This window comes from Actinokineospora globicatena, assembly GCF_024171945.1.
Classification (GTDB): domain Bacteria; phylum Actinomycetota; class Actinomycetes; order Mycobacteriales; family Pseudonocardiaceae; genus Actinokineospora; species Actinokineospora globicatena.
This window is the reverse complement of record NZ_JAMTCR010000003.1, coordinates 813,150-830,276: the sequence shown is the minus strand read 5'-3', so window position 1 is coordinate 830,276 and position 17,127 is coordinate 813,150. Positions and strand designations below refer to the sequence as shown.

The following is a 17,127-nucleotide window of genomic DNA, read 5'->3' as shown; positions in this document are numbered from 1 at the left end:
CCCGATGACCGCGTTCCTGGTGATCACGTGGGTCGCGATCGTGGTGTTGTTCCTGGGGTTGGCGGCAGTGCTGCGCGAGGTGCGGCTACTGCGGGCGACCGTCGCCAGGGACCCGGGTGGGTTCGCCTCCGCTGGGGCCGAGATCGACTTGGGGGCGCGGTTCGCGGGGCGGGTCGTGGTCGCGGCGGACACGGGATGCCCGCTGTGCCGCGAGGTCGTCGGGCAATTGACCGGCGCGGTAGTACTGACTCACGAACCGGCGGAAGCGTGGGACACCGAGCTGGAGGTCGTCAGCGACCGCGAGGCGTGGCGGGCGGTATCGCACTTGGCGCCGCCGGTGTTGATGCTGGTCGGCACTAACGGAGTGGTGCGACGGGTAGCGCTACCGGTCCGGGCCGGGCAGGTGGACGAGGTGCTCGACGACTGGGGGGTGCGCGGTGGCGCTCACGCTGGAACAGATTCCTGACCACGAGTCCGGCCCCGGCAGGTCGGTCGCGCTCAGCGCGCTCAAGACCACCGGCAAGCGCCGCACTGTCCTGCGCGCGATCACCCTGGGCGCCCTCACACTCGGCACCGTCGCCCTGACCTTCCCCCGTCGCGCCAAGGCGGAGGTCGGCCCGAACGCCCTGAGCGGCTGGGACCGGACCGACTGCCGCGACGCCTACCCCGTCGGCTACGACGAGGACCAAGACACCAGCGGCGACCACGTCAACGCCTACGGCGCGTGCGTCGGCGGCGCCTGGCGCAGCAGCGACTTCTGCGAGTCCGGCTGGCACAAGTACGGCACCTACACCGAGGGCGACGTCCAGGTCGACCACACGGCCGTCTCCACCACCTGCGGCACCACGACCATGAAGAACGCCTGGCGCTGGACCACCCCCGACGGCAAGACCTACCGCTGCTCCGACGGCTTCAGCACCTACTGGGGCCCCGACCAGGCCGGATACACCTACCTGACCATCTGCCGCTCCCGGCTTTGACCATGCGCCAACCCCGTAGCTGGTGGCACCCCATCATCCTCGCGGTAGGGCTAACTCTCGCGGCCGTCGGTGGGGCGCTGTGGGTGCCATGGGTGTTCCTCGGTGCAACAGCCGGGTTCGCGACCTCGGGCTCCACTTGAAGTCGGAACTCAGCACACGTGCTGAGCTCGCCGGTCTGGCGAGGTTCTCCCGCTGTCGCGTTCCGCGTCGGACTCCTCCTCGGTGGCGCTATCACCGCGATGGTGCTGGTCCTGTTCGGGTCGCTTGTGCGCGCCCCGCTGCCCTGGTGGGCACGGTGGGCGTTGGTCGGCGCGGTGCTGGTGCTCGTCGCGCTCAAGGAGTTCGGCGTGGTGGCCATGCGCTTCCCCGAGAACCGGCGGCTGGTGCCCGAGGGCGTCTTCCGCCTCGGCCGACACCTGGGCCCGCTCCAGTTCGGCATCGAGATGGGCACCGGCGCCCGCACCTACCTGCCCAGTGGCCTGCCCTACATCGCCGCCACCGCCGTCCTGCTCACCGCGTCGCTCCCGCAGGCACTGCTCGTCGGCGCGGGCTTCGGACTCGGCCGCGCTCTTATGACTACCGCCAACCTCAACCACCCCGACGACTGGCACCTCGCGTGGACCCGCCACGCCGCCCTCCTCACCCCACTGCTGGCGGGCGCGTTCCTCGTCTCCCTGCTCGGTGCCGTCCACGCGACCTAAAACCCTTGGCCACGGCCCGTGAGCGCTCGATAGGTTGCCTTCCGCGAACCGAGGAGAGGTGCACCGTGGCCCAGAACCCCACCACCGTGCTGTGGCGTCCCACCGGCCCCGAGGAACTCGACCTCGTCCGCCAGGCCGACTGGCGCGCCTGGCCGCCGCGGCGCCCGGACCAGCCGATCTTCTACCCGGTCCTCAACGAGGACTACGCCATCAAGATCGCCCGCGACTGGAACGTCCCCCACCACGGCGTCGGCTACGTGACCCGCTTCCACGTCGACACCGACTACCTCCAGCGCTACCCCGTCCAACAGGCCGGTGGCCGGACGATCCTCGAGCTGTGGGTCCCCGCCGCCGACCTCGCCGAGTTCAACACCCACCTCGTCGGCCCCATCGAACTGGTCCACGAGTTCCGCTGACCCACCCCGGACCTGGCCGCCACCCGTAACGCGACGGCCAGGTCCACGCACATACGGTTGTGGCCGACTACCCGCAGCCGTGGCACCCGGATCGACTCGACCGAGACGCCTTCTTCGACAGCCTCCTCGACGAGGCGCTGACACACCCCGAGGTCCGTGAGGTTCTCGGCAGGCAGCGGATCACAGAGGAGGCGTTGCGGCTACACGCGCGCGGCGCCGCCGAGGCGGTGTTCGCGGTCGGGCGGCGCGAGGAGGGAGCATGGCGGACGGTCAAGACCCGCGTCCGGCGGGTCCTGCCCAAGCTCCTGCCGTTCGTCGTCATCCCCTCGATCCACGATGACTCGCTCGTGCGGCCTACCCGGTTCAGCGAACTGGAGGCGGCGGCGCGGCGGTGTTTGTCGGAGATCAGGTATGTGCGCACCTACGGCAGTGAGCGCGGGGCGAAGGCGGGGTTCAAGGGATTCGAGGTCAGCGGTAAGACGGCGTTGAGCTTGGCGGGGCGGGCGTTGACGTACCCGGAGGCGGGTGATCATCGGGATCGACGAGCTGGACCGGATCGGGCGCGGGTGTACTTCACGGCCACGGTGATCGACGTGTTCACCGAGGACCTCACGAGGGCCCGCATGCCGGACTACGACTTCGACATCCTGGCTCGCGCCAAGCGCTACGCGGGAACCAAGCCCGCGACAGCCCTGGCGTTGATCACCGACCTCCGGACAGAGTGGACACTGCCGATCATCAACCCCAGCGGCCCGAGGAACTCCTAGTGCCTTCGCGCTGACAATGCTGCCGCGGGTACCGGTTTGTGATCTTGTGGGCGATCGCGCTGTTCTGCCTGCGGTGAACCCCGGCCCGACCGGGCTCGACGGTCACTACCGTCGAGTCCCATGACGACGATCACCACGCGCACGGTCCAGTACCCAGCCGACGGCCTGGTGATGACCGGGCACCTCGCACTCCCCGCCGGTGTCGACCGCGGGCCCGCGGTGCTGCTGGGACCAGAGGGCCCGGGGCTCAGCGACGTCGAGCGCCGCCGGGCCGACGCGCTCGCCGAGCTGGGCTACGTCGCGCTGGCCTTCGACCTGCACGGCGGGCGCTACCTGAGCGACCCCGAGGAGATGCTGGCCCGGTGCCTGCCGCTGCTCGCCGACCCCGACCGGATGCGGGGCATCGGCCACGCGGCGCTCGACGTGCTGCGCGCCGAACCACGCAGCGACCCCGACCGGATCGCCGCCATCGGCTACGGCACCGGGGGCGCCATCGGCCTGGAACTCGGGCGCGATGGCGTCGACCTGCGCGTGATCGGGACAGTCAACGGCCTGACCACGGGCCGACCAGGCGAAGCCGCCCGCATCCGCTGCCCGGTGTGGGCCGGGGTCGGCTCGGAAGACCCGATCATGCCGCCCGCCCAACGGGAAGCCTTCACCACCGAGATGCAGACCGCGGGCGTCGACTGGCGCCTCATGACCTACGGCGGCGCGGTCCACGCCTTCCACCACCCGCCGGTCAACCACACCATCCTCCCCGGCGTCGGATACCACCCACTGCACGCCCAACGAGCCTGGCACGACATCGTCGCCCTACTCGCCGAGTGCCTCCCCGTAACGTCGTGACCTGCTCAGCCCAAGCCCGCCGCGACCCGAGGTGTCACCGTCTCCGTGCGACGACGGCGACCGAAGACGCGGGAGCACCAGGCCCGGATCTTCATCACCGACCCGACTTCCGCGCCAATGCGAGCCCAGGCATTGAACCTGCCGCAACAATCCTCCGCCGCACTTGCTGAAGCGATCAGCCCGGAGGTTGTGCCGTGCCGACCACTTGGTAATCGCAGCCGCTCTTGCCTAAGCGGCCATCGCCGGTACTCGACAACGATGCACCGGTTCTGCTCGCCTGTCGCGTGGGCTACGGCGGACGTTGGGTCGCCGCACCCGGCACCGCAGCCCCTGGTGCCGCGTGGCGGATGGTGTGACCGCCGCTGGTGTCACGCAGGCAGACGGTGTGAGTGCCCGGTGTTGTCGTTCGGCTGGGTTGGCGTCGCGACGGTGCTTGGGTGATCACCTCCTGGGATTGAGGGGTGGCGGGGGGCTCGGGGGTGCCAGCCGGGTGCGGGCGGGCACCCCCGAGAGGGGTCAGCGGACCTGGTAGGCGCGGAGGATGGTTTGGGTGACGGTGTTGCCTTCGGTGTCGCGGGCGGTGATGCGGAGGGAGACGAAGGCGGGGGAGTTGGGGTTGGTGAGCAGGGCTAAGCCGTCGCCGGTGGGGATGTGGAGGGTGGGGGCGGGGCGCCAGGTGCGGCCGTCGTTGGTGGAGTAGTCGGTGCGGAGGGTGGTGATCCGGGGAGTGGGGGCGCCTGCTTGGCGTTGGGTGGTGAGGCGGAGGGGGAGGTAGGTGCCGGGACGGGCAGTGCCTTGGTCGTCCACCTCGGCGGAGGTGCGGACGGCCAGGAGCGGCGGGGGAGTGGTGGTACCCGCGCCTGCCTCGTGGAAGGTCCAGGTGATGTCGGCATGGGTACCCAGCACCGACCAGGGCACGACCCGGTCGACCGTGGTGCGCAGGGTGTACTGGCCAGGGGCGTCGGGGATGGTGAACGATCCGAAGCCGGGTAGGTCGCTGTGGCCGAGGGAGACGCCGTCGCGGGACAGGTCTGTGGTGCCGGTCGCGGCCACGGGAAGCACGGTGGACTGGTCAGGGTCACCGCTGGAGAGCGGGGACACCGCGACGGAGAGCTGATCGCCCACGCGAGCGACGCCGAAGCCGATCTCGGGAGCACCCAGGGACGGGCTCAGCGGCGCCCGGTTCCAGTGCGTCGTGTACTGCCCCGGCCGGTAACTCCGGTACGCCACGGTCGACTCGCTGTCCGAGGTGTCCTCCGGGAACACCGCCACCACGTGCTGCCACGTCGGCCCGGTCGTGAAGTACTCCGTCCGCCGCCCGGGAATCGGGGTGTCGCGGACCTGCAGCGCGCCCGTGTTCACCCCAGGTGCGTCGAGCAACGCGTAGTCGGCTCGCAGTGACTTGCTGGCCGCTCCCTGCGCGTAGTACCGGGCATCGACACGAGCGAGGTCCCGTGGACGAACCGTGAACCGCCCGTCCGGGATGTTGCCCTTGGACACGAACACCAGGTGGTAGACCGAACCGGGTGCCTCCAGGATCGCGCGGTGCGCCAGCAGGAACGTGTGGTCGGTGACCTCGCCCTGGGTCGGCACCAGGTACACCTTCTGCCCGGACTGCGAGAACCACGCCAGCGCCGATGTCCGCTCACCACTGGCCTGCCCCGACACCAGGGACAACTCGCCACTTACCTGGGTCGCGCGCGCACCGTCGACGCTCGTCGACACCAGCCGCCCACCGCTCGCGTCCAACGCGACCGCCGAGTCCCGGTCCACCGCCACCCCAGGCCGCGCAACCAGGCTGACCTCACCACTCGCAGCGACCTCGATCGCCTGGAAGTCGTACCGCCCCTTCGGCACTCGGGCCAACCCGGTCCCGTTGACCAACCGGACACCGACAGCGGCGCCCGTGTCCACATTGACCGCTTTCGTGACAGTTGACGCTGTCGCCCCGGTCCGCCCCTTGAGTGTCACGGTCACGTTGTAGCTCTCCGCCTCCAGCACCGCCGTCAACCCGGTCCGGACCACGACCCCGTCGCCTCTAGCGGTCAACCGGCCACTCTGACGCTCAGGCGCCTTCCCGGCCGTGTCCGCGTAGACGGTTACCTCCACAGTGCCGTGCGCGGGAACCGAGACTCGATCCACAGCCGGGACGAACATCGGGTTGTCGCTGCTCAGCACCAGATCAGCGGCCGCGTCGCCGTCGTTGCGGTAGGTCACCACCTTGCTCAACCGACCCGCGCGCGGCCACGGCACGAACCCGTACCCAACCCCGCCGCCGACCGCGCTGACCTGCTGCTCGACCGCCCGCGCCGCGTCCACCCGGCCCGCGCCCTGCTCGAACACCTCCGCCGTCGGCTCCGCGCTGCTCACCAGCACCGACTTCAACCGGTCCGCCGTCCATCCCGGCCTGCGCTGCGCTAGCAACGCCGCGGCCCCCGACACGTGCGGGGCCGCGAAAGACGTCCCCGACAGCGCCGCGTAGTGCTCATCCACCGGTGCGGTATCACCCGCTGGAGTCCCGGGCACCCTGGCCGACACGATGTCACTCCCAGGCGCGGCGATGTCCGGTTTCACCGCGTAGTCCCGTTTCCGGGGCTGCCGAGGGGAGAACGGGCTCGTCGTGTCCTCTTTGGTCACACTCCCGACCGCGAGCGCCGAGTCAGCGGCCGCAGGCGTGGTCACGGACGCGAGCGGATCGGGATTGCCCAGCGACCGGTCGTTGCCCGCCGAGGCCACGAACAGCGTGCCGTACCGGGCTGTCAGCGTGTTGACCGCGCGGGACACCGGGTCGGTACCGTCGCTGTAGCCGCCGCCCAGGCTCAGGTTCGCCACCCGCACCTTCGGCGCGATCCACTCCAGGCCCGCGATCACCGCCGAGTCCTGGCAGCCGATGGCCGTGCACACCTTGCCGCTGATCAGGTCCGCGTCCGGCGCCACACCACGGTAACGGCCACTAGAGGCCGCCCCGGTCCCCGCGATGATCCCCGCGACATGCGTGCCATGCCCCACCAGGTCGGCGGTGCCCGTGCCGGTGAAATCGTTGGTCTCCACGACCTTCCCGACCAGGTCCGGGTGCGCGCCATCGATGCCGGTGTCCAGCACACCGACAGTCACTCCCCGCCCGGTGTAACCGTTCTCCCACGCGGTAGGAGCCCCGATTTGAGGCACGCTCACGTCCAACGCGGGCTTCGACACCCCGTCCAGCCACACTGACGCGCCAGAAGCGGTGAACCAGTTCCAGAACCCTGGTTCCGGTGTAAGAGCGGCGCCATCGACACTAGGCAACGCTCGTAGTCCTGTTCCCGGTAGCGGAGTCCTGGCAATCGGCCCAGTGTCCGTCACGATCACCGGCGCCGGTCTGTCCCTCGGTAGCGTTGACAGGTCGAACAACCGCGGATCAAGTCGACCGGTGTCGACCAAAGGTTGTGCGTCCGAAGGCACCAACGTCGTGCCTTCGCGCAAGAACCCCACGTGCTCGCGCCCCGGTGTTGGCAGGACGTGGATGACCAGCTCCCCGCGCGGTCCCGTGAGGACTCGCAGCCGGTCACCCGTGATGAGCGTGAGCGACCCGCCCAACTGTGGTGCCGCGGCGGCCGACGCCGCTGTCGCCTGGACCGCTGTTCCCAGCAGCGTTCCCGCTACGAGGCAGGCCAGCACCCTGTACCGGCTCTTGTGACGCATGACGGATCTCCGTTCCCCTGGATTGGCGCCACAAGTGGTACCAGGGGGCGGTCACGGCGTGCGCGGATTTGTCCACAGGCCCACCCGGACGGCCGTTTCCCGCCGTCGGTGTGCGGTCGAGGACCAGCGGATCCGGAATCCAGCTCATGATCGGGGGTACTCGACGCCGTCCTCGGCCATCTGCGCGTCCCCCTCGCCGAGCTGTCCCTCATCCGCCTGGTTGGTGCGACCGAGGAGCTTGAGCCGCAGGATCAGCTTGGTGTTGCGGAGCAGGAGCTGGCGGACGACGGACGGGCGGAGGGACTCGGTGGCGGCGGTGGCGGTGGACGAGGTGGTGACGGCGGTGGTGGTCAGCAGGGCGAGCAAGGTGGTGGCGACGGTGACGACGGAGGTGAGTGCGCGAGCCATGACGCGTCCTCTCGGGGCGTGCTAGCGGAAGTCGGTTGCCCTTGGGGGATGGTTCAGGTGCGGTTTGGTGATGCGAGAAGCTCGCCAACCACCCCAACGGGAATTCCGGTCACCGACCGTGGAGCGCGCTCCGTCGGACCGCCTGCCCCATACGACCAACCGGTGAGCGCCGCGGTCCGCTAGTTCAGCCGACCCACCAGTTCCGTGAGCGCCTCGCCCAACGGCCGGTCGACCCGCACCGTCGCGTGCGCGTCACCCCGGGTCGGACCAAGCGTGATGATGACGACGGGTGTGCCGTTCGTGGCCGCGCGGCGGACGAAACGCAAGCCGGACATGACCGTCAGCGATGAACCCAAGACCAGCATCGCCGCCGCGTCGTCGACCACGTCGTTGCACTGCCGCACCCGCCCGGGCGGCACGTTCTCGCCGAAGAACACCACGTCCGGCTTCAGCACGCCGTCACAGGTAGCGCAACCGACGACGGTGAACTTAAGCGTCTCCTCTTCGGGCAGGTAGACGTCACCGTCGGGGTTGACCGTGTCTGGTGCGATCGCGTGGAAGTCGGGGTTCGCGTCCCGCATCCGTTCGTCGAGTTCGACCCGCGGCGTCGACGCCTGGCAGTTGAGGCAGATGACGCGGTCGAGGTTGCCGTGCAGGTCGATCACGCCGGGTGTCCCGGCGGCCTGGTGCAGGCCGTCGACGTTCTGGGTGATGACCCCGCTGATCAGACCGGTGCCGTGCAGCGCGGTGACCGCGTGGTGCCCCGCGTTCGGCGCGGCCGCCGCGATGGTGCGCCAGCCGATGTGGCTGCGGGCCCAGTACCGCTGCCGGGCGTGCGCGCTGCCGGTGAACTCGCCGTAGGTCATCGGGATGTGCTTGCGCAGGCTCCCGGCGGCGCCCCGGTAGTCGGGGATGCCGGACTCGGTGGACAGCCCGGCGCCGCTGAGGATCGCGACTCGGCCCTTGCCGACGACGTCGACCACCGCGTCGAGGCTCGTGGTGCGGGGGAGGGGGTCCCCGGTGGCGGTCCAGGTCAGCGTCGGCCGGACGCGCAGCGACGGCAGGCCAGGCGAGTGGTGGGCAGCCATGGCCCGAGTCTACGGATTTCCACTCGACCGGCGCAGGCGCTGACCCCCTAATTCGGCTCTGACCTGCTCCAACACCGACCCCGTTACCCTATTTTTGAAAATACACTATATCCTATCAAGATTATGGATGGCGCGTTTCACCAGGCGCGGGGCTCAGTCGGAACAAGAACAAAAGACGCCACGACGGCCAGCCGCATCAGCGCGGCTTTGCGGATCAGGACGCCCCCGTTCGCGGCGTGGCTGGGGGAGGGCTGCTAGTGGTGGGTGAGGTGGGTGGTGAACCAGTCGGTGGCCAGCTCGGTGACTCGGGCCATCGCGCCGAGTTCGGGGAACAGGTGGGTGGCTCCGAGGACGACACGGAGGTCGGCCGGTCCGCCGAGCTGGCGTAGCGCGTGCTGGTTAGCGCTAACGACGTCCGGATCGTGTTCCCCAGCGATGAGCAAGGTCGGCGCCGCGACCATCTCGAGCGCGGTAGCCGTGTAAGGGCTACCTCCGCGCGTCACCACCGCGGCGACAGTCCACGGACGAGCAGCGGCGGCGTGCAGCGCGGCAGCGGCTCCGGTGCTGGCGCCGAACACGCCGACCTTCATCCGGCGGACCGGTTCGTGCGCCTCCACCCAGTCGATGGCGGCCAGCAGGCGGCTGGTGAGCACGACGGTGTCGAGTTCGGCGTGGTCCTCGTCCTCGGTGTGCAGGTCCATCAGCAGCGTCGCGAGGTCGTGGTCGTTGAGGGCCTTGGCCACGGCCTGGTTGCGGGGGCTGTGCCGCGAGCTGCCGTGGCCGTGCGCGAACAGGACGATCCCCGGCGCGCCGGGCGGGGCGACCAGGTCGCCTTCGAGCCGGGCGGGCAGTTCGATCACCGACATGCCGGTCTCCTTCCTGCCAGCGGTGCGTTCCCACCCCTGGATCCGGCGAAACCGCTGGTAGCCCGATCAGGGGAGGCCAGGAAGGAGCTTGTCCAGGGTGAGCGGCAGGTCACGGACGCGGACGCCGGTCGCGTGGTGGGCGGCGTTGACGATGGCGGCCGCCGTGCCGACGATGCCGATCTCGCCGATGCCCTTGGCGCCGAGCGGGTTGACGTGCGGGTCCTCCTCGTCGATCCAGTACGCCTGGACGTCGGTGGCGTCGGCGCAGCTGGCGATGTGGTACTCGGCGAGGTCGTGGTTGATGACGTGGCCGAAGCGCGGGTCGAGCGAGCTGGTCTCGTGCAGCGCCATGGACAGGCCCATGGTCATGCCGCCGGTGAACTGGGAGCGGGCGGTGCGGGGGTTGATGATGCGCCCGGCGGCGAAGACCCCGAGCAGCCGGGGCACGCGGATCTCGGCGGTGTCGGCGTGCACCCTGACCTCGGCGAACTGGGCGCCGAACGCGTAGGTCGAGTAGTGCTCGTTGAACGGTCCAGTGTCGTGGGAGCCCTCGGCCTCATCGCCTTCGGTGGGGTCGGTGCCGAACTTGTCGCGGAACGTCTCGGCAGCTACTAGAACCGCCGAGCCCCAGGTAGCGGTACCTGTCGATCCACCGGCCACGGACGCGTACGGGTAGGTGGTGTCACCTATGCCGATGTCCACTAGATGCAAGGGGACGCCAAGAGCGTCGGCGGCGATCTGCGGGAGGACTGTCCACGCGCCGGTGCCCAGGTCCGCGGCGCCGATCTCGACGACGTAGTGGCCCCGTTCGTAGCGGATGGAAGCCGTGGCGCGGTTGGTGAAGGCCGGGAAGACGGCGGCGGCGACACCAGTGCCGACGAGCCAGTCACCCTCGCGGCGGGGCGCGCGGTCGGCCCAACCAAACCGGTCGGCGCCTTGGCGCAGGCAAGCGACGAGGTTGCGGCTGGAGAACGGCTTGCCGGTCTCAGGGTCGACCTCGGGTTCGTTGGCGACGCGCAGGTCGATCGGGTCGATGCCCAGGGCTGTGGCGAGCTCGTCGATGGCGACCTCGGGGCCGAACATGCCCGGGCACTCGCCGGGGGCGCGCATCCAGGTGGGGACGGCGATGTCGAGGGCGGCGAGGCGGTGGCGGGTGGCGCGGTTGGGCGCCGCGTACATCATGCGGGTGGGGGCGGCGGCGTGTTCGACGTACTCGCGCATGGCCGAGGTGGGGCTGGTGGAGGTGATGGCGATGGCGGTGAGCGCGCCGGTGTCGTCGGCGGCGAGGCGGGTGTGTTGGACGGTGGGTGGGCGGTAGCCGACGAGGGTGAACATCTGGGCGCGGGTGAGGGCGAGGCGGACGGGTCGGCAGGGCAGGGCGCGGGCGGCGAGTGCGGCGATGACGACGTGGGCGTGGGGTTCGCCCTTGGCGCCGAAGCCGCCGCCGACGTAGGGGCAGATGACGCGGACCTGGTCGGGGCGCAGGCGCAGGACCTCGGCGAGGTCGGTGCGGACGGCGTGGACGCCCTGGGTGGAGTCCCAGAGGACGAGGGTGTCGTCTTGCCAGAGGGCGGTGGTGGCGTGGGGTTCGAGGGGGTTGTTGTGGTTGGTGGCGGTGGAGTAGGTGTGGTCGATGGTGTGGGGTGCGGTGCGCATGGCGGTGTCGACGTCGCCGGTGGTGGTGTCGGCTGGGGCGCCCGTGACGAGGGCCTTGGGGGTGTGGAGGTCGTCGCGGTCTGCGGTGAAGGCGCTGTCGTGGTCGTCGACGTGGTAGCTGAGGTGGATGAGTTCGGTGGCGTGGCGGGCGATCTCGGAGGTGTCGGCGATGACGGCGCCGATGATCTGGCCGCGGTAGGCGATGTGGTTGTCCTGGAGGACGGCGAGTTCGGGGTTGTCGACGTGGGCGAGCTTCTGGACGTCGCCGGGGGTGAGGATGGTGAGGACGCCCGGTAGGGCCAACGCGTCGGTGATGTCGATTTCGGTGATGTGGCCCTTGGCGATGGTGGCTTGGAGCAGGGCGCAGTAAGCGGCGTTGTCGACGTCTGTCTCGTAGGCGTAGGTGGCGTTACCGGTGACTTTGGCGTGGCCGTCGCGTCGGGGGATGTCTTGGCCGATGGCGTTCATCGTTGGTCCAGGTTGCGCAGGGTGGCGATGACGGTGCGGGTGAGAAGGGGGACTTTGAAGCTGTTGCCGCCGTCGAGTCCGTTGAGTGGTTGGGCGTCGGTTAGTTCTGCCTCGGCGGCGGTGCGGTAGGTGGTGTCGTTGGCGGGTTGGCCTAGGAGGGCTTGTTCGGCGCGGTAGGCCCGCCAGGGTTTGTGGGCTACTCCGCCGAAGGCGAGTCGGGCGTCGGTGATGATGCCGTCGGTGGTCTCGAGTGCGGCGGCGACGGAGACGAGCGCGAAGGCGTAAGAGGCTCGGTCTCGGACCTTGCGGTAGCGGGATCGGCGCGCGAGGGGGTTGTGGGGGAGTTCGATGGCGGTGATGAGGTCGCCGTGTTCGAGGACGGTGTCGCGGGTGGGGTCGGTGCCGGGGAGTCGGTGCAGGTCGGTGCACGGGAGGGTGCGGGGTCCGTCGGGGCCGAGGATGTGGAGGGTGGCGTCGAGCGCGGTGAGGGCGACGGCCATGTCCGAGGGGTGGGTGGCGACGCAGTGGTCGGAGGCGCCGAGGATGGCGTGGCCTCGGGTGTGGCCGCCGATGGCGGCGCAGCCGGAGCCGGGGCGGCGTTTGTTGCAGGGCGTGGTGGCGTCCTGGAAGTACGGGCAGCGGGTGCGTTGCAGTGGGTTGCCCGCTGCGGTGGCCATGTTGCGGAGTTGGCCGGAGGCGCCGGAGAGCAGTGCCTCGGCGAGGGCGGGGTAGCGGGTGCGGACGCGGTGGTCGGCGGCGATGTCGCTGTTGCGGGTGGCGGCGCCGATGAGCAGGCCGCCGTGGTGGTCGGTGATGCCCGCGGTGGTGATGGCGGCGGTGTCGACGAGCAGGTCGGGGTGGGTGATGCCGAGTTTGAGGTGGTCGACGAGGTTGGTGCCGCCCGCGAGGTAGGTGGCCGTGGGGTTGGTGGCGACGGTGCGCACGGCGGTGGCGGCGTCGGTGGGGGCGAGGTAGTCGAAGGGCCTCATGCGCGGGCCGCCTGTTCGACGGCGGTGATGATGTTGGTGTAGGTGCCGCAGCGGCAGAGGTTGCCGCTCATCCGTTCGGCGATCTCGGCACGGGTGAGCTGGGGGTCGGTGGTGACGTCGCCCGCGTGGCTGGGGTGGCCGTTGGCGAGTTCGTCGAGGGCGCCGACGGCGGAGCAGACCTGGCCGGGGGTGCAGTAGCCGCACTGGAGGGCGTCGTTGTCGAGGAAGGCCTGCTGGACGGGGTGGAGGTGGCCGTCGGGGGCGAGGCCGTCGGCGGTGGTGACGTCCTTGCCGGTGGTGGTGACGGCGAGGGTGAGGCAGGCCAGGACGCGGCGGCCGTCGAGCAGGACGGTGCAGGCGCCGCACTGGCCGTGGTCGCAGCCCTTCTTGGGGCTGGTGGTGCCGAGTCGTTCGCGCAGGGCGTCGAGCAGGGTGGTGCGGGTGTCGACGAGCACCGTCCGGGTGACCCCGTCCACGCGGGTGGTGATCTCGGTGTCGACGCGTCGGTGGTGGTCCACGGTGCGCCTCTCTCGCGGTGTCGGTTCGGTTGTCCTCCGGTGTACCGCATCCGGCGGGTGTTCACCGGGGGACGGGTGACGGAGGGTGCCGGGATCCAGCGGGTGGCCTCCCCGGACGAGGTGATCTTTGGGGGTGCCACTATCGGGTTTCGGCGGTCCGTGACAACCTGCGTTCGGCCACAGCCACTACCTCGGGAGGGTCGCCATGGGGCAGCCCGGCAGGGCAACCGACCTGATCTCCGGGCTGCGGCTCGACGAACTGCTGCGGGAGTTGCACGAGCGGCTGGGCGACCTCATGCACACGCGCGACAGCCTGCAGGGGTTGTTGGACGCGGTGATGGCGGTCGGCGCGGGGTTGGAGTTGGATTCGACGTTGCAGCGGATCGTGCGGGCCGCCACCGATCTGGTGGACGCCCGGTACGGGGCGCTGGGTGTTCTCGGTGACGGTGGGTTGTCGCGGTTCGTGCACGAGGGCATCGATGCGCAGACCCGGTCGACGATGGGGCACCTGCCGGAGGGGCGGGGGTTGTTGGGGTTGCTGATCGAGCACCCGGAGCCGATCCGGTTGACGGACCTGGCCAAGCACCCCGCGTCGGTGGGGTTCCCGCGCAACCACCCGCCGATGGGCAGTTTCCTGGGTGTTCCGGTGCGGGTGCGCGGGGAGGTGTTCGGGAACCTGTACCTGACGGAGAAGCGGGGTGGGCCGTTCACCGCCGATGACGAGGCGGTGGTGCAGGCGTTGGCGGCGGCGGCCGGGGTGGCGATCGAGAACGCGCGGTTGTTCGAGCGGTCGCGGGACCGGGAGCGGTGGCTGACGGCGGCCGGTGAGGTCAACACGCAGTTGTTGGCGGGGGCGTCGCAGGGGGAGACGCTGGACCTGATCGCGCGGCGGGTGTTGGAGCTGACCGAGGCGGATTGCGCGTTGATCCTGCTGGTGGACGAGACGACGCGGGACCTGCTGCGGGTGGGGGCGGCGTCGGGGGACGTCTCGGCGGAGCGCGACGTGGCGGCGTTCGGGCCGTTGATCGAGTCGGTGCTGCGGGCGGAGGAGCCGCGTTCGGTGGCGGACCTGTCGGTGGAGGTCGAGTGCGGCGGGTTGGGGCCCGCGGTGGTGGTGCCGCTGCGGACCGCGGGCGGGGTGTTGCTGGCGGCGCGGGAGAAGGGGGCGCGGACGTTCGGGGCGGACACGGCGCCGATGCTGGCGTCGTTCGCGGGTCAGGCGGCGGTGGCGTTGGAGTTGGCGGAGAAGCAGCGGGCGCAGCGGATGCTGGACGTGCTGGCCGACCGCGACCGCATCGCCCAGGACCTGCACGACCACGTGATCCAGCGGTTGTACGCGACGGGCATGAGCTTGCAGGGCACGTTGCGGCGCATCGAGGACCCGGAGGCGCGGGCGCGGGTGCACCGGTCGGTGGAGCAGCTGGACCAGACGGTGCGCGAGATCCGGACGTCGATCTTCGACCTGCAGGCGGTCGACGACTCGGCCAGCTTGCGTCGGCGGATGCTGGACGTGGTGGCTGAGGTGGGTGCGGGTGCGCCGGTGTCGCCTGCGGTGTCGATGGCCGGGGCGATCGACACGCTGGTGCCGTTGGACGTCGGCGAGCACGCGGTGGCGGTGCTGCGGGAGGCCCTGAGCAACGCGGTGCGGCACTCGGGCGCGGGGGAGATCGTCGTGGAGGTCTCGGCGGGTGACGCACTCGCGGTCAACGTCCGCGACAACGGCGTCGGCGTCGGTTCCCCCTTGCGCCGCAGCGGCCTGGAGAACATGCGCCGCCGCGCCGAACAGTGCCACGGCCGCCTGGACGTCAACTCCCCAGAAACCGGCGGAACCTGGGTGCGCTGGGAAGTCCCCCTCGGCTAACGGCCCGAGCGGTGGCCCTGCTGGCCCAATGAAGGGTCGTGTAGACCGCCTTAAGGAAATTGTCCGAAGTTCGACAATTGGTCGAGCGTGCGACTGGTCGGTCGCTATCGGCGTGAGGTTGGCCGAAACCCGCCGCACGTTTGGCGGATCACTCGCGGCTGACTCCTGCCTACCATGTCGACTATGGACCCTCGAGGTGAGAAGCCCTCGGATGATGGCTTGCTCGGCACCAAGAATGTGGCCCTTTGGCAAGTGTTGGGTGGCGTCAGTGGCACGCTGTCGGCAGCTGGATCGTTCCTCGGTTGGTGGACGAGTCGTGTTCCGCTCTCGCTCAGCGCGGGCTTCGTCGGCTTGGCATCCGGGATCGTTTCCGGGATCTTCTTGTGGCGCGCCAAAAGGACAGGCGAACAGTATGTCGGCACACGCTTCGCCACTCTCATGGTGATCGTTTTACTCGGCCTCGCGGCGACCGGATGGGCAGCCGCATCGCTTGTTCCTGAAGCGGCGAGAGGTGGTCAAACCCCGCCGGGCGGAACCTCTGCCTCTGCCGGAGCTCCCCCTTCGACAACAGTTGCTCCTGGCGTGAGCCCTACGATGACCTCCTCCGTCGCGTACGTGGGCCCCGATCCGGCGACATTCTGGCCGGAGGCGGCCATCACGATTGGCACCAACGACGGGTACGACCTGGACGCGGCGACACCGGACAGCGGTCGCGTCCAGGTGGTGAACTCGAAAGCCGACATACGATTGATCACCGACCTGGCCGCGACACAAAGGATGACCGGCGCGGAAGCCGTTTCGAGCTATGCGGACTGTGTTGGCGCGCCGACGCGCAAAGCCATCCCCGCGGGTGAGCTGAAAGTGGGATCTACCTTCTGCGTCGAGACGACCGAAGGCCGGTGGGCGCGGCTGGGTATCGCCGACGTCCGGGTCGAGCCCTCGAAGACCGAGGTGGACCTGAGCGTCATCGTGTGGCAGAGAGCCGCGTAACGGGGCGACGCCCGATCGTCGGCTCACGCACCCGAGGGGCGGAGTGGCGTGGCCGCGTGGTCGCTTCAGTCCGCCGGTGGAGTGGTGCGCGAGGTGATCAAGCCGCCATGAGAAGCCTGTCACGACCGACAGCACACGCCCCGGGGTCTGGCTAGCGGCGGCGGAGTTCGGCGGCGAGGACGGCGGCTTGGGTGCGGCGTTGCATTTTGAGTTTGGCCAGGAGGTGGGAGACGTAGTTCTTGACGGTTTTCTCGGCCAGGAACATGCGTTCGCCGATTTCGCGGTTGGTGAGGCCTTCGCCGATGAGGTCGAAGACGGTGCGTTCCTGGTCGGTGAGGTGGGCCAGGGGGTCGGTCTCGGTGCGTTCGCGGCGGATGCGGTCGAGGAGGGCGGCGGTGGTCCTGGGGTCGAGCAGGGAGCCGCCGTCGGCGACGGTGCGGACGGCGGCGACGAGGTCGGTGCCCAGGACCTGCTTGAGGACGAACCCGGACGCCCCGGCCATGATCGCGTCGAAGAGGGCCTCGTCGTCGGCGAAGGAGGTCAGCATCAGGCAGCGCAGGTCGGGCAGCGCGGAGCGCAGGTCGCGGCAGAGCTCGACGCCGGTGCCGTCGGGCAGCCGCACGTCGAGCACCGCCACGTCCGGGTTCGCCGCGGGCACCCGCACCAGCGCCTCGGCGACCGAGGCCGCTTCCCCGACGACCTCGATCCCCGGCTCGTCGAGCAGGTCAGCCACCCCACGCCGCACGATCTCGTGGTCGTCGACCAGGAACACCCGCATATCCACCCCTCCTCAGCCACCCCCACTGTAGGGCCGCCCACCTGCCCCCGCGCGCGCCGGAGGACCGGGACCACCCGGGACCTTCGTCCCTGGCAGCGGGTCCACCAAGGTCAA

16 protein-coding genes are annotated in these 17,127 nt (G+C 70.1%); 8 read left to right on the top strand and 8 right to left on the bottom strand.

What is annotated here, in order from left to right:
• Window positions 1-4 precede the first annotated feature (4 nt).
• The 6 genes from LV79_RS17095 (at window position 5) to LV79_RS17070 (ending at window position 3,710) form a co-directional block, all read left to right on the top strand.
• Entirely contained in the window at window positions 5-466 is a 462-nt protein-coding gene (locus LV79_RS17095; protein WP_253837886.1) for a hypothetical protein, read from the top strand.
• Window positions 438-980: a hypothetical protein gene (locus LV79_RS17090; RefSeq protein ID WP_253837884.1), complete on the top strand. Its 543-nt coding sequence runs from the start codon at window positions 438-440 to the stop codon at window positions 978-980. The genes LV79_RS17095 and LV79_RS17090 overlap by 29 nt, the downstream gene beginning before the upstream one ends.
• A gap of 158 nt (window positions 981-1,138) precedes the next feature.
• Complete coding sequence (locus LV79_RS17085; RefSeq protein WP_253837882.1) at window positions 1,139-1,681, top strand: hypothetical protein; 543 nt, start codon at window positions 1,139-1,141, stop codon at window positions 1,679-1,681.
• A gap of 65 nt (window positions 1,682-1,746) precedes the next feature.
• Window positions 1,747-2,097, top strand: a complete 351-nt coding sequence (locus LV79_RS17080; protein WP_253837879.1) for a hypothetical protein — start codon at window positions 1,747-1,749, stop codon at window positions 2,095-2,097.
• Between the two features lie 59 nt (window positions 2,098-2,156).
• Window positions 2,157-2,864 carry a hypothetical protein gene (locus LV79_RS17075; RefSeq protein ID WP_253837877.1) on the top strand — a complete coding sequence of 236 codons (708 nt, stop codon included), beginning with the start codon at window positions 2,157-2,159 and terminating at the stop codon, window positions 2,862-2,864.
• A gap of 120 nt (window positions 2,865-2,984) precedes the next feature.
• On the top strand, window positions 2,985-3,710 hold the full coding sequence (locus tag LV79_RS17070; RefSeq protein ID WP_253837875.1) for a dienelactone hydrolase family protein: 726 nt from the start codon (window positions 2,985-2,987) through the stop codon (window positions 3,708-3,710).
• A 516-nt stretch (window positions 3,711-4,226) separates the two neighbouring features.
• Here LV79_RS17070 and LV79_RS33965 read toward each other — a convergent pair.
• The 7 genes from LV79_RS33965 to LV79_RS17035 form a co-directional block, all read right to left on the bottom strand.
• Window positions 4,227-6,995, bottom strand: a complete 2,769-nt coding sequence (locus LV79_RS33965; protein WP_285470015.1) for a S8 family serine peptidase — start codon at window positions 6,993-6,995, stop codon at window positions 4,227-4,229.
• A 540-nt stretch (window positions 6,996-7,535) separates the two neighbouring features.
• A complete protein-coding gene (locus LV79_RS17060) occupies window positions 7,536-7,799 on the bottom strand; it encodes a hypothetical protein (protein WP_253837873.1) in 264 nt (87 codons plus the stop codon).
• Window positions 7,800-7,978: 179 nt separating this feature from the next.
• Window positions 7,979-8,854, bottom strand: coding sequence for an NAD-dependent protein deacetylase (locus LV79_RS17055; RefSeq protein ID WP_253838543.1), 876 nt, complete (start codon window positions 8,852-8,854; stop codon window positions 7,979-7,981).
• Between the two features lie 287 nt (window positions 8,855-9,141).
• On the bottom strand, window positions 9,142-9,753 hold the full coding sequence (locus tag LV79_RS17050; protein WP_253837871.1) for a dienelactone hydrolase family protein: 612 nt from the start codon (window positions 9,751-9,753) through the stop codon (window positions 9,142-9,144).
• 66 nt (window positions 9,754-9,819) lie between these two features.
• Window positions 9,820-11,877 (bottom strand): xanthine dehydrogenase family protein molybdopterin-binding subunit, encoded by a 2,058-nt coding sequence (locus LV79_RS17045; protein ID WP_253837869.1) that lies wholly within the window; start codon window positions 11,875-11,877, stop codon window positions 9,820-9,822.
• Window positions 11,874-12,866, bottom strand: coding sequence for an FAD binding domain-containing protein (locus tag LV79_RS17040; protein WP_253837866.1), 993 nt, complete (start codon window positions 12,864-12,866; stop codon window positions 11,874-11,876). Before LV79_RS17040 ends, LV79_RS17045 begins: the two co-directional genes overlap by 4 nt.
• Window positions 12,863-13,384 carry a (2Fe-2S)-binding protein gene (locus tag LV79_RS17035; protein WP_253837864.1) on the bottom strand — a complete coding sequence of 174 codons (522 nt, stop codon included), beginning with the start codon at window positions 13,382-13,384 and terminating at the stop codon, window positions 12,863-12,865. Before LV79_RS17035 ends, LV79_RS17040 begins: the two co-directional genes overlap by 4 nt.
• Window positions 13,385-13,589: 205 nt before the next feature.
• On the opposite strand from LV79_RS17035, the gene LV79_RS17030 reads away from it, so the two are divergent.
• Window positions 13,590-15,245: a sensor histidine kinase gene (locus LV79_RS17030; RefSeq protein ID WP_253837857.1), complete on the top strand. Its 1,656-nt coding sequence runs from the start codon at window positions 13,590-13,592 to the stop codon at window positions 15,243-15,245.
• Between the two features lie 183 nt (window positions 15,246-15,428).
• A complete protein-coding gene (locus LV79_RS17025; protein WP_253837855.1) occupies window positions 15,429-16,235 on the top strand; it encodes a hypothetical protein in 807 nt (268 codons plus the stop codon).
• A 151-nt stretch (window positions 16,236-16,386) separates the two neighbouring features.
• Here LV79_RS17025 and LV79_RS17020 read toward each other — a convergent pair whose 3' ends face one another.
• Window positions 16,387-17,019 (bottom strand): response regulator, encoded by a 633-nt coding sequence (locus LV79_RS17020; RefSeq protein ID WP_285470019.1) that lies wholly within the window; start codon window positions 17,017-17,019, stop codon window positions 16,387-16,389.
• Window positions 17,020-17,127: the final 108 nt, after the last annotated feature.